Annotated in this window: 12 protein-coding genes and 4 pseudogenes; 11 read left to right on the top strand and 5 right to left on the bottom strand. The window is 62.2% G+C overall.

The window, feature by feature from the left end; all coding sequences use genetic code 11:
- The 3 genes and pseudogenes from EOC06_RS42925 to EOC06_RS19870 form a co-directional block, all read left to right on the top strand.
- A pseudogene (locus EOC06_RS42925) lies at positions 1–278 on the top strand (ABC transporter ATP-binding protein); the annotation flags it as partial.
- A gap of 19 nt (positions 279–297) precedes the next feature.
- The gene (locus EOC06_RS19875; RefSeq protein ID WP_095488779.1) at positions 298–1,245 is read left to right on the top strand and encodes an ABC transporter substrate-binding protein; all 948 of its coding nucleotides are present in this window, start codon (positions 298–300) and stop codon (positions 1,243–1,245) included.
- A gap of 23 nt (positions 1,246–1,268) precedes the next feature.
- Positions 1,269–2,258, top strand: a complete 990-nt coding sequence (locus EOC06_RS19870; RefSeq protein ID WP_128308584.1) for an iron ABC transporter permease — start codon at positions 1,269–1,271, stop codon at positions 2,256–2,258.
- A gap of 30 nt (positions 2,259–2,288) precedes the next feature.
- Here EOC06_RS19870 and EOC06_RS19865 read toward each other — a convergent pair whose 3' ends face one another.
- The 4 genes from EOC06_RS19865 to EOC06_RS19850 all read right to left on the bottom strand — a co-directional run bounded on the left by EOC06_RS19865 (position 2,289) and on the right by EOC06_RS19850 (position 5,810).
- Positions 2,289–3,140 carry a metal ABC transporter permease gene (locus EOC06_RS19865; protein ID WP_127267055.1) on the bottom strand — a complete coding sequence of 284 codons (852 nt, stop codon included), beginning with the start codon at positions 3,138–3,140 and terminating at the stop codon, positions 2,289–2,291.
- Positions 3,137–3,997, bottom strand: a complete 861-nt coding sequence (locus EOC06_RS19860) for a metal ABC transporter permease (RefSeq protein ID WP_127267054.1) — start codon at positions 3,995–3,997, stop codon at positions 3,137–3,139. The genes EOC06_RS19865 and EOC06_RS19860 overlap by 4 nt, the downstream gene beginning before the upstream one ends.
- The gene (locus tag EOC06_RS19855; protein ID WP_023813519.1) at positions 3,994–4,854 is read right to left on the bottom strand and encodes a manganese/iron ABC transporter ATP-binding protein; all 861 of its coding nucleotides are present in this window, start codon (positions 4,852–4,854) and stop codon (positions 3,994–3,996) included. Before EOC06_RS19855 ends, EOC06_RS19860 begins: the two co-directional genes overlap by 4 nt.
- Before the next feature lie 86 nt (positions 4,855–4,940).
- Positions 4,941–5,810 (bottom strand): metal ABC transporter substrate-binding protein, encoded by an 870-nt coding sequence (locus tag EOC06_RS19850; RefSeq protein WP_206631213.1) that lies wholly within the window; start codon positions 5,808–5,810, stop codon positions 4,941–4,943.
- Between the two features lie 222 nt (positions 5,811–6,032).
- Here EOC06_RS19850 and EOC06_RS19845 point away from each other — a divergent pair, with 222 nt between their 5' ends.
- On the top strand, positions 6,033–6,461 hold the full coding sequence (locus EOC06_RS19845) for a Fur family transcriptional regulator (protein ID WP_023813521.1): 429 nt from the start codon (positions 6,033–6,035) through the stop codon (positions 6,459–6,461).
- 63 nt (positions 6,462–6,524) lie between these two features.
- Here the strand turns inward: EOC06_RS19845 and EOC06_RS19840 are convergent.
- Positions 6,525–6,821, bottom strand: a pseudogene (locus tag EOC06_RS19840) (phosphatidate cytidylyltransferase); the annotation flags it as partial.
- 274 nt (positions 6,822–7,095) lie between these two features.
- On the opposite strand from EOC06_RS19840, the pseudogene EOC06_RS40850 reads away from it, so the two are divergent.
- From EOC06_RS40850 to EOC06_RS19805, 7 genes and pseudogenes are all read left to right on the top strand, one after another.
- Positions 7,096–7,280: pseudogene (locus EOC06_RS40850) on the top strand (2-aminobenzoate-CoA ligase); the annotation flags it as partial.
- A 1-nt stretch (position 7,281) separates the two neighbouring features.
- Positions 7,282–7,427, top strand: a pseudogene (locus EOC06_RS40845) (tryptophan 2,3-dioxygenase family protein); the annotation flags it as partial.
- A 42-nt stretch (positions 7,428–7,469) separates the two neighbouring features.
- Positions 7,470–8,606, top strand: a complete 1,137-nt coding sequence (locus EOC06_RS19825) for an ABC transporter substrate-binding protein (RefSeq protein ID WP_128308580.1) — start codon at positions 7,470–7,472, stop codon at positions 8,604–8,606.
- 137 nt (positions 8,607–8,743) lie between these two features.
- Positions 8,744–9,664 (top strand): branched-chain amino acid ABC transporter permease, encoded by a 921-nt coding sequence (locus tag EOC06_RS19820; protein ID WP_127270515.1) that lies wholly within the window; start codon positions 8,744–8,746, stop codon positions 9,662–9,664.
- 8 nt (positions 9,665–9,672) lie between these two features.
- Positions 9,673–10,644, top strand: coding sequence for a branched-chain amino acid ABC transporter permease (locus tag EOC06_RS19815; protein WP_128308579.1), 972 nt, complete (start codon positions 9,673–9,675; stop codon positions 10,642–10,644).
- A complete protein-coding gene (locus tag EOC06_RS19810) occupies positions 10,637–11,386 on the top strand; it encodes an ABC transporter ATP-binding protein (protein WP_127321152.1) in 750 nt (249 codons plus the stop codon). The genes EOC06_RS19815 and EOC06_RS19810 overlap by 8 nt, the downstream gene beginning before the upstream one ends.
- Positions 11,383–12,030, top strand: a 648-nt coding sequence (locus EOC06_RS19805) for an ABC transporter ATP-binding protein (protein WP_164898661.1), incomplete at its 3' end; no start/stop codon positions are given. The genes EOC06_RS19810 and EOC06_RS19805, both read left to right, overlap by 4 nt.

The raw sequence follows: 12,030 nt of genomic DNA, 5'->3' as shown, positions 1-12,030 counted from the left end.
ACCCCCGGGCGCGGGCGGAGATTCTGGAACTGGTCGCGGAACTGGGTGTCGCGGTTGTCGCCGTCCTGCATGATCTGTCGCTTGTCGCTCCGTTCGCCTCCCGTGTCGCGGTGATGAACGGGGGACGTCTGGTTGGCCTCGATTCACCGGCCAGGACGCTGACGCCGGCCCTCGTTCGCGAAGTCTTTTCCGTCGACGTGCTGCGTCTGCCGCACCCCGTGGAGGACCGTGAACTCACGATCTTTGACATTCCCATCCGCCTTTCCGTCTACCCCTGATCCACTGGAGGATTTGCACTTGAAACGTCTTCTCATCTGTCTTGCCGCTACGCTTGTCACCTCCGCCGGCTGGGCCTTCCCGGTGACCGTCGACAGTTGCGGCACGCCGCTGACTTTCGATGCTGCGCCGAAGCGCGCCGTTATCCATGACCTCAACATGACCGAAATGGCCTTTGCGCTCGGCCTGCAGCCCTCCATCGTCGGCCTGACCGGCATTACGGGCTGGTACAAGGTCGGGCCTGAGTTCACGGCCGAACAGGGCTCGATCCCCGAGCTTGCTCCCAAATATCCGACGCTGGAGAACCTGATTTCGGTCGAGCCCGACTTCTTCTTCGCCGGCTGGTATTACGGTATGAAGCCGGGCGGCGATGTGACACCCGACACGCTTTCCCCGCACGGTATCAAGACACTGGTGCTGACCGAAAGCTGCGTCCATCTCGACAAGAACCGGCCGGCTTCGTCGATGGACCTGCTCTATGGCGACGTGGAAAAGCTCGGCAAAGTCTTCGGCAAGGAAGTCGAGGCAGGAAAACTGGTCGCCGGCTGGAAAGAGAGGCTTGCCGACATCACGGCCAAGGTCGGAGACAACAAGGGCACGCGGGTGTTCCTCTACGATTCCGGCGAGGACAAGCCTTTCACCGCCGGCAAGTTCGCCATCCCGACTGCCATGATCTCGGCCGCGGGCGGCGAGAACATCATGGCCGACATGGAGACGAGCTGGGGCAACGCGGATTGGGAAACGGTTGCCACCCGCAATCCAGAGTTCCTGATCCTGCTCGATTATCAGGACGATGCCGGTTACCAGAAACTGCTCGATTTCCTGAAGGCGCATCCGGCGATGAAGGAGACCGATGCGGTGAAGAACGAGCGCTTCGTAGCACTACGCTATGCCGAGCTGACGCCCGGTCCAGCCAATATCGAAGCGATCGACAAGATCGCCAAGGCGATGCATCCCGAAGCCTTCTGAGCGTGACGCCCAGATTCTATGGCATGGCGATCGGCACAGGCGTCGCGACGGCGATCGTTCTTGCGCTTCTGTCGATCGCCTGGGGCTCGACGCTCATCCCGCTGCGAGACGTAGTAGCTTCGCTGGCCTATGCGACAGGACTCGGCGGTGAAGCACCCTCGGGCCCGGTGGGAAAGATCGTCGTGGACCTGCGTCTGCCGCGGACGCTGCTGGCGATCTGCGTGGGGACAGGCCTCGGCGTGGTCGGCGCGCTGCTCCAGACCGTCACACGCAACGATCTCGCGGATCCCTTCCTGTTCGGCCTGTCGTCGGGGGCGGCAGGCGCGGTGTCGGTCATCACCGTGTTCGGTGACCACTTCGGCACCTGGACTCTGCCGATCGCCGCCTTCACCGGCGGCATGCTTGCGGCCATCATCGTCTTGCTGCTGGTCAGCCGCATCCATGGCCAGGGGCCGGAGCGGCTGATCCTTGCCGGGCTCGCCGTCTCCTTCCTGTTCACTGCGCTCACCAACTATCTGGTCTTCTCCGGCGACCAGCGCGCCGCGCACTCCGTGCTGTTCTGGACCATGGGCGGACTCGGCCTTGCGCGCTGGGACAATATCTGGCTCGGCGCCTTGGGTGCGGGCACTATCCTGGCTTACGCGCTGTGGAACCACCGCCGGCTCGATGCTTTCCTGGCCGGCGAAAACGCCGCCGAAAGCCTGGGCGTGCCGGTGGCGCGGATGCGAAGGATGACCTTTCTCGTCGCCGCCTTCTCGACGGCGATCCTGGTCTCGGTCGCCGGCGTCATCGGCTTCGTCGGGCTGATGATCCCGCATCTGTCGCGGCCGCTGGCGGGCCCCTTGCACCTGCGCCTGGTTGCCAGCTGCGCCGTGTTCGGCGCGGTGCTGTTGCTGGCCAGCGACCTTCTGGCTCGAACGCTGTTGCCGCCGCAGGAACTGCCGATCGGCATCATCACCAGCTCCGTCGGCGCGTTCTTCGTCGTCACCATGCTCATCCGCAACCGGCTTTGAGTGCGGCCTCGGCCGGGGCCAGCGCCGCGATTACTCTCCCGAAATGCCCAGTTGCACCTGTTGCTTTGGGCGCTTCGACTGGAACAGGGCAAGCAAAAAAACGCCGGCCTGAACCACGACGATCGTCGGGCCCGTGGCTGCGTCGATGTGATAGCTGAGGATCGTTCCCACGACGCTCGACCCGATGGCGGCCGCGGCAGCAATGGCGAGCATACGCTCAAAGCTCTTCGTCAAAAGAAAACCGATCGCTCCCGGCGCGATCAGCATGGCGATGACAAGGATGATCCCGACAGCCTTCAGCGAGGCCACGATGGTCAACGCGAGCAGCGTCAACAGCCCGAAATGCAGCAGGTTGACGGGCAGGCCGATCGCGCGCGCATGGGCCGGATCGAAACAATAGAGCAGCAGATCCTTGCGTTTTGCCAGAACGATGAGGATCGCCGGCACGACGATGATCGCCGCCTCGATCACGTCGCGCCACTGGACGCCGAGCATGTTGCCGAACAGGATATGATTGAGATGCTGGTCGGTCTCGACCTTGACGAACAGAACCAGGCCAAACGCGAACATGCCTGAGAAGACGATGCCCATGACTGCGTCTTCCTTGATCCGGCTGTGCTGCTTGAGGTAGCCCGTCGCCAGCGCGCAGCCAAGTCCTGCCACGAATGCGCCGAAGGCAAGCGGGATCCCGGCGATATAGGCGAGCACAATACCCGGAAGCACGGCATGCGAAACGGCGTCGCCCATCAGCGACCAGCCCTTCAGGACGAGATAGCAGGACAACACCGCGCAGATGGCGCCGACCAGAATGGCGACGGTGAGACCGCGACGCATGAACTCATGGCTGAGCGGTTCGGCGATCCAGGACCAGATTGTCATCATGACGCGACCTGGGATGCGGCACGTGCCGCCCGGCGCGCGGCGAGACGGCCATGTTTGGGTGCGAAGACGAAGGCAGTCAGAAAGACCACGGTCTGCAGCACCACGATCAGTCCGCCAGTCGCGCCATCGAGAAAGAAGCTGAGATAGGCGCCGACCGCGCTCGTCGCCGCGCCGATCGCCATCGCGAGCAGGATCATGACGCCGAACCGATCGGTAAGCAGATAGGCGGTGGCACCAGGCGTTACCACCATCGCGATCACGAGGATCGCGCCGACGGTCTGGAGCGCGGCGACGATGCAGGCGCTGAGCAGCACGAAGAACAGGACCCGCAACCGCCACGGATTCAGGCCGACGCCGCGCGCATGGTTCTCATCGAAGAACACCAGCATCATATCCTTCCATCGAAGCCCCAATACAGCCAGCGAAACCGCTGCGATGAGGATGACCTGGGTTACATCCTCGTCGGAGATTGCGAGGATGTTGCCGAGTACGATGGACTGGATGTTTACGGAGGTCGGACTGATCGACGCAATCAGCAGCCCGCCAGCGAACAGCGTTGTAAAGACAAGGCCGATCACGGCGTCCTCGCGAAGTTGCGTCACGCGCCGCACCAAGGTGATGCCGAGTGCGGCGATGAGGCCGGAGGCGAATGCGCCGGCGGCATAGGGAAGGGCCAGCATGTAGGCGGCCGCAACGCCCGGCACCACCGAGTGGGCAAGCGCGTCGCCCATCAGGGCCCAGCCTTTGAGTATGAGATAGCAGGACAGGAACGCGCAGACCATGCCGACCAGGGCGCTGACCCAGATGGCCTTGGCCATGTAGTTGTAGGTGAAGGGTTCCAGCAGGATGTCGATCACGGGGCTGGCGATCCGCTGTCGGGCTTCATCATCTTCTCTTGATCGCGCTCGCCGTAAAGCACCAGAGGGCGCTCGTCATCGGTCAGCACGGTCAGGTGGCGAGCGTCGGGGTCGTCGTGAAGATCGGCGCCGCCGAGGCGTAGATGCCTCAGCACGCCGCCAAAAGCTTTCGCAAGATTGGCTTGCGTAAACGTTGTCTCTGTCGGTCCGAAGGCCAGCACCGTCTTGTTGAAGATGACGACATGGTCGCAGAAATTGACGATGCTGCCGAGATTGTGCGTCGACACCAACATCAGCTTGCCGTCGTCGCGCATCGACCGAAGGAGATCGATGATCGCTGCTTCGGTCTGCACGTCGACGCCGGTGAACGGCTCGTCGAGCAGGATGATCTCGCCGCCCTGCGCCAGAGCGCGCGCCAGGAACACGCGCTTCTTCTGGCCGCCGCTCAGTTCGCCGATCTGGCGCTTGCGAAAATCGGTCATGCCGACCCGTTCCAGCGCCGCGTCGACCGCCATGCGATCGGCTCTGCCTGGGATACGCAGAAAATTCATGTGGCCATAGCGGCCCATCATGACGACATCTTCCACCAGCACCGGAAAGTTCCAGTCGACATCCTCGCTCTGCGGCACATACGCTACCAGGCCGCGCTTCAGCGCTGCGTGGACCGGCAATCCGGCGATAAGCACTGTTCCGGTCGACGGCGTCAGGAAGCCCATCAGCGCCTTGAACAGCGTCGATTTGCCGGAGCCGTTGACGCCGACCAGCGCGCATATGGTGGAGGCGCCGAGCCTGAAAGAGGCGGAGTGTACGGCCGTGACCCCGCTTGAATAGCTGACGGTGACGTCGTCCACGTCGATGGAGGCAACGACCCGGCCGCTACCGGTCGATGTTCGATCAGGGCTGCCCTGGACGCTGTCCGGAGCGAGCGCGGTGCGAACCCCGGTCACCCGCCGAACCCCTGGACGATAGTCTCGACGGTGGTTTCGAGAAGCTTCAGATAGGTCGGAACCGGGCCGTCTTCCTCGCTCAGCGAATCGACGTAGAGAACGCCTCCATAGGTGGCTCCGGTTTCGCGCGCGACTTGCTTGGCCGCCTTGTCCGAAATGGTGCTTTCGCTGAACACCACCGGAATCTTGTTCTCGCGCACCAGGTCGATGAGCTTGCGCGCCTGTTGCGGAGTGCCTTGCTGGTCGGCGTTGATCGGCCACAGATAGGCTTCGCGCAGATCGAAGTCGCGTGCCAGGTAGCTGAAAGCGCCTTCGCTTGTAACCAGCCAGCGTTGGTCCGTGGGGATCGCCGACAGGCGCTTGCGCATGGGTTCGTCGATTGCCTTGATCTTTTCCGAATAGGCGGCGGCATTGGCGGCATAGACTTGGGTGTTTGCCGGATCCGCCTTGGACAGCGCCTTGCGGATGTTCTCGACATAGATGAGGGCGTTCTTCGGCGACATCCACGCATGCGGATTGGGCTTGCCTTCGTAGGGCCCCTCCTTGATCCCCATCGGCTCGACACCGTCCGTGACGACGGCGCTCGGCACGTTCTTCACGTTGTCGAAGAATTTCTCGAACCAGCGTTCTAGGTTCATGCCGTTCCAGAGCACGAGGTCGGCCGATTGCGCCTTCACCACGTCGAGCGGCGTCGGCTGATAGTCGTGGATTTCGGCGCCGGGCTTGGTCACCGACTCTACGATTGCCGCGGTCCCGGCTACGTTTTGCGCGATATCCTGGATGATCGTGAACGTCGTCACGACGCGCAGAACCTTCCCTGCCGCAGGCTGGGTCTCCTGTGCCATGACCGGAACGAGGCTCGCCATCGTCGCAAAACCGATGGCCACAAGGCCGCCAAGCGCCCGCAGCATCGTCCTGCGGGTTGGGGAAGCAGAAACAGTCATCGGATGCCTTTCGACTGGAGTTGATCGTCGCCCATGCGCCGCTCACGTCATGCTAATGCGTTTGATTTGCATCTAATATTGCAGTTGCAACTGATTTGCAAGTAGCTAATTGCAGTCGCGTGGCAACGCGGCTAAGTATGGCGGATGAAAGCGGATAACGACCTTTTCGAGCGATTCCGGAGCAATTTGAAAGCCGCCGGTGTCCGGATGACCGAACAACGCAAGGTGATCTTGCGGCTGCTGGCGGATGCGCACGACCATCCGGACGCGAACGAATTGTATTCTCGTGCCCACCAGATCGACGGCAGCATTTCCTTGTCGACCGTCTACCGGACGTTGCGGCTCCTGGAGGAGAAAGGCGCCATCCAGCGTCATGCCTTCGACGAGGGCCGCGCCCGGTTCGAAAACGCGGACCGTGAACATCACGACCATCTCATCGACCTCGACACCGGTCAGGTGATCGAGTTCCGTTCCGACAAAATCGAGAAACTGCAGGCCGAGATAGCGTCGGAGCTTGGCTTCGAAATCGTCCGCCACAAGCTGGAACTGTATGTCAGGAAACGCGCTAAATAGCGTGGTTTCTGGTCGTCACCATGCTCATCCGCAACCGCTTTGAGCGCGGCACAGATCGCCGGATCACACGGTCCAGAAACAGCGCACGATGTGGAAGAACACCGGGGCGGCGAAGACCAGGCTGTCGGTGCGGTCCATCATGCCGCCATGGCCTTCGACCAGATGGCCCCAGTCCTTGACGCCCTGGTCGCGCTTGATGGCCGAGGCGACCAACCCGCCAAGAAATCCCATCGAGCAGGCGACGAAGGCCACGGCCGCCGCATGCAGCGGCGAGAAGGGCGTGCCGATCAGGCCTTCCCAGGTTTTCGACGGCGAGACGTTCGGCGAAAAACGGTGTTTTCCAAAGAGCTTGCCGAAGATGCCGAACATGCCGCATTTGTGCACCAACGCTCGGGCAGGGCTAAAAACTTTAGGCTTGAAATAAATTTGGTCTGGTGCAATTCTCAATCGTCAGTCGAGAGCGTGGGAGGTCTCGCTGTGCCAAATGCCGGTCGCATATTCGATCGCGCCGGGTGCTGCCGCATATGCGGATGACCAGCCCGGCGTCGGCGCAAAGCCTCCCCGCAAGTTGCGTATTCAAACACACGCACGGCGACAAGACCGTGGCAACGAGCATCTAGGGGACAGCCGCAGAATGCTTGGACCGTCAGCGCATATCGACACGTTCACGCGCGACAACCTTCCGCCCGAGGAACAGTGGCCGAACTTCCTGCTCGATGGCTTCGACTACCCCGAATACCTTAATGCCGGTGTCGAACTGACCGACGTCTGGTCGAAAAGGGTCTGGGTGACCACACCGCGCCGATCGGCAATGGCCGGGCGCTGGCGCTTCAATCATGTCACCACAGTCGAACGCATCATCGGCATGAAACGCAGCACCGGCGGCACGTCGGGCGCTTCGTGTCTGAAGAGATGCTGGAGGTTGAACTGTTCACTGAACTCTGGAAAGTTCGCGCCCGGCTCTGAAGCTATTTTATCTATATTGAAAACACTGGGAAGGAGAGAAAAATGAAGAATATCCTGGCATCCAGCATGTTCGCTTTGTCGCTGGCCACATCTGGCCTTGCCTATGCCGAACCCATCAAGATCGGCGTCATCACCACGCTTTCGGGCGGCGGTGCGGGTCTCGGCGTCGACATGCGCGATGCCTTTACGCTGGCGATGAAACAGTCCGGCAACAAGGATGTCGAGCTGGTCATCGAAGACGATGCCCAGAAGCCCGAGATCGCGGTGCAGCTCGCCGAAAAGATGATCCAGAGCGACAAGGTCGACCTGCTCACCGGCATCATCTGGTCGAACCTGGCGATGGCGGTGGTGCCCAACGCGGTGGCGCAGGACGTCATCTATCTGTCGCCCAATGCCGGCCCGTCGGCGCTTGCCGGCGCCAAGTGCAACAAGAACTATTTCAACGTCGCCTACCAGAACGACAATTTCCATGAGGCGATGGGTCAGTACGCCAACAAGGACTACAAGAAGACCTTCATCCTCGCGCCCAACTACCCGGCTGGCAAGGATTCGCTGACCGGCTTCAAGCGCTACTACAAGGGCGAGCTGGCAGGCGAGGCCTACACCCAGATCGGCCAGGCCGACTACGCCGCCGAGATCGCCCAGATCCGCGATTCCGGTGCCGACTCGGTGTTCTTCTTCCTGCCTGGCGGCATGGGCATTTCCTTCATGAAGCAGTACGCCCAGTCGGGCGTGAACATCCCGGTCATGGGTCCTGGCTTCTCCTTCGACCAGGACATTTTGCCCGCGGTTGGCGACGCAGCCCTTGGCGTCAAGAACTCGGCGAGCTGGTCCAGGGACCTCGACAACGAAGCCAACAAGCAGTTCGTCGAGGCCTTCAAGGCCGAATACAATCGCCTGCCCTCAATCTACGCCGCCCAGAGCTGGGATACGGCGAACCTGATCCTGTCTGCGCTGTCCAAGGCCAGTGTTAAAGACAAGGACGCGTTCCGCGCGGCCCTCAAGGCAGCCGATTTCAAGTCGGTGCGCGGCGAGTTCACCTTCAACACCAACAATCATCCGGTCCAGAACATCTACGTCCGTGAGGTGGTAAAGGAAGGCGATGTCTTGACCAACAAGATCATCGCCACCGCCTTCGAACACCACAAGGACGCCTATGCCGACCAGTGCAAGATGTAGCCCAAGGCTGCATCCGCTTTGCTAAAGTGCCGGCCTCGTCATCGACGGGGCCGGGGCCGCGGCGAGGCCGCACCGCCGTATCTTGCAGCGGCTTGCTTCGGCATTCCCCGCCTTGAACCACAGTCCGGATCGTTCATTTGTCCATCGCCCTTCTGATCGAACAACTTCTCAACGGGCTGCAGCTCGGAGTGATGCTGTTCCTCATGGCCGCCGGCCTGACGCTGATCTTCGGAGTCATGGGCCTGATCAACCTCGCCCATGGCTCGCTCTACATGGTCGGCGCCTTTGCCTGTGCCACGGTCGCCGCCGCCACTGGTTCGTTCTGGATCGGTCTGGTGGCGAGCCTGATCGCTGCGGCAGCCGCCGGTGCGGTCATGGAGATCGTTGTCATCCGCAGGCTTTATGAGCGCGACCATCTTGACCAGGTGCTGGCGACGTTTGCGCTGATCCTGATCTTTTCGGAAGGCACGCGCTGGCTGTCTGGCTCGTTTCCGCTTTATCTCGACATCCCACCGCTGCTGCAAGGCGCGGTGCCCCTGCCCGGCGGTGGCCAGTACCAGCTCTACCGCCTCGCCATTATCGGCGTCGGCATCGCCGTTGCTGTGGGGCTCTATCTGCTGATCTCGCGCACCCGTCTCGGCATGCGCATCCGCGCCGGCGAATCCGACCGCGAGATGATCGCAGCCCTCGGCGTCGACATCCGCACGCTCTACACTGTTGTCTTCGCGCTAGGTGCTGCCCTTGCCGGCCTTGCCGGCGCGCTGGTCGGTGCGCTGCAATCGGTGCAGGTCGGCATGGGCGAGCCAGCACTCATCCTCGCCTTCGTGGTCATCGTCATCGGCGGCATCGGCTCGATCAAGGGCGCGCTGTTCGGTGCCATCCTCGTCGGCCTCGTCGACACGATGGGCCGCTTCCTCCTGCCCAAGGCGCTGGCGTTGATGATGCCGACGGCACAGGCCGGGCTGATCGGTGCCTCACTCGCCTCCATGCTGATCTACATAGTCATGGCCCTGATCCTCGCTTTCAGGCCAAGCGGCCTGTTTGCGGCGCAGTCGTAAGGGCCACCATGAGCCGCGAAACCGTCATCAATATACTGCTGGCACTTCTGCTGCTAGCGATCCCGTTCAGTGCGTCTGCAATGGGCGAGCAATTCTACGTCACGCTTGCCACGCGCATTACGATCCTTGCGCTCGCTGCTGTCGGGCTCAACATCGCGCTTGGTCTTGGCGGGCTGGTATCCTTTGGCCACGCCGCCTTCTTCGGCCTTGGCGGCTATGCCGCCGGCATCCTGGCGACCCATGCCTTCAACGCCGAACCGCTGTTGTTTGGCCTGCAAGGCACGACTTCGATGCCGGTCATCTGGTCGGTGGCGATCTTGGTTTGCGGCCTTGTCGCCTTGCCGATCGGCGCGATCAGCCTGCGCACGACGGGCGTCTATTTCATCATGATCACGCTCGCTTTCGCGCAGATGATCTACTACTTCGCCATCTCCTGGCCGGCCTATGGCGGCGAGGACGGGCTGTCGATCTATGTCCGCAATGGCTTTCCCGGTATGAACACGGCGCAGTCCCTGACCTATTTCCTGATCTGCTATGTCGTGCTGATGGCAGCACTTGGTTTGTTCTGGCTGCTGCGCGGATCGCGCTTCGGTGCCGCATTGCAGGCGGCACGGCAGAACGCGACAAGGCTGTCCGCCGTCGGCATCGCACCCTTCAACATCAGGCTCGTTGCCTTCGCCATCTCTGCCATGGTCACAGGCCTCGCCGGCGCGCTGTTTGCCGATCTCAACCGCTTCGTCAGCCCCTCGATGCTGTCCTGGCACATGTCGGGCGAGCTGATCGTGCTCATCATCCTTGGCGGCAAGGGTCGGCTGTTCGGCCCGGTTGCGGGCGCGATGCTTTACGTGCTGTTCGAATTCGCGCTTGGCGGCTTCACCGAACGCTGGCAGTTCTTCCTTGGCCTGATCCTGCTCGGCGTCGTTTTGTTCGCGCGCGGCGGGCTGCTTGGCCTTTTGGCTGGAGAGGCGCGTCATGGCTGAGCTGGTCCTCGAAATACGCGATCTCAAAAAGACTTTCGGCGCGCTGAAGGCCACCGACGGCGTCAGCCTCGATCTCAAGCCGGGCGAAATCCACGCGCTGATCGGCCCCAATGGAGCCGGCAAAAGCACGCTGATCCACCAGATCTCGGGCTCGCTCCGGCCAGACAGCGGCAGTATCCGCTTTCTCGGCCAGGATATGGCCGGGCTCGACATGGCGGCCCGCGGGCGGCTTGGGCTCGGCCGCAGCTTCCAGATCTCATCACTCGCGCAGGAGTTTTCCGCGCTGCGCAATGTGATGCTGGCGGTGCAGGCACGCCAGGGAACGAGCTTCCGCTTCTTACGCCCTGTGATGAGCGACAAGAGCCTGACAGAACCGGCGATGGCGATGCTGGAGCGCGTCGGCCTTGCCGGGCGCGCCTACGTGCCAGCCGCTGAGCTGTCGCATGGCGAACGCCGTCAACTCGAAATCGCCATTGCGTTGGCCCTTGGATCGAAGGCCTTTTTGTTCGACGAGCCGATGGCCGGCATGGGGCCAGACGGATCGAAAGCGTTGACGAAATTCCTCGACGGCCTGCGCCACGAAGCGCCGATCCTGCTCGTCGAGCACGACATGGATGCCGTCTTCGCGCTTGCCGACCGTATCTCGGTCCTCGTCTATGGCCGCGTCATCGCCACCGGCACGGTGGACGAGATCCGCAACGATCCCGAAGTGCGCCGGGCCTATCTCGGAGAAGCTGCGTGAGCCTGCTGGAACTCAACGGCGTCGAAACCTTCTACGGCGCATCGCAGGCGCTGTTCGGCGTCTCGCTCGACGTCAGGGCGGGTGAGGTCGTGGCGCTCATGGGCCGCAACGGCATGGGCAAGACGACGACGATCAATTCCATTCTCGGCCTCGCGAAACCGCGCTCAGGCTCGATCAGCTTTGGCGGCCGCCAAGTCGCCGGCATGCGCCCGCACCGCATCGCGCGTCTTGGCCTGGGTCTGGTGCCGGAGGGAAGGCGCTGCTTTCCCAATCTGACCGTACTGGAGAACCTGCTGGCCGCAGCACGCGGCAGCGCGTGGACATTGGAAAAAGTTGTCGAGCTGTTTCCGCGTCTCGGCGAACGCCGCGACCAATATGCCGGTACACTGTCGGGCGGCGAGCAGCAGATGGTAGCCATCGGCCGCGCGTTGATGACCAATCCGAGCCTGCTCATTCTGGACGAGGCGACCGAGGGTCTGGCACCTGTGATCCGCCAGGACATCTGGGCAGCAATCCGCAAGCTCAAGTCGAGCGGACAGTCGATCCTTATCGTCGACAAGACGCTTGCCGAGCTTCTACCTGTGGCCGACCGCTGCTTCGTTCTGGAAAAGGGCATGACCGTCTTCGAAGGCACGCCCGAGGCG

Source organism: Mesorhizobium sp. M7A.F.Ca.MR.362.00.0.0 (genome assembly GCF_004023175.1).
Taxonomy (GTDB): Bacteria; Pseudomonadota; Alphaproteobacteria; order Rhizobiales; family Rhizobiaceae; genus Mesorhizobium.
Note: the sequence above shows the minus strand (reverse complement) of the source record. Positions and strands in the feature narration are given on the sequence as shown.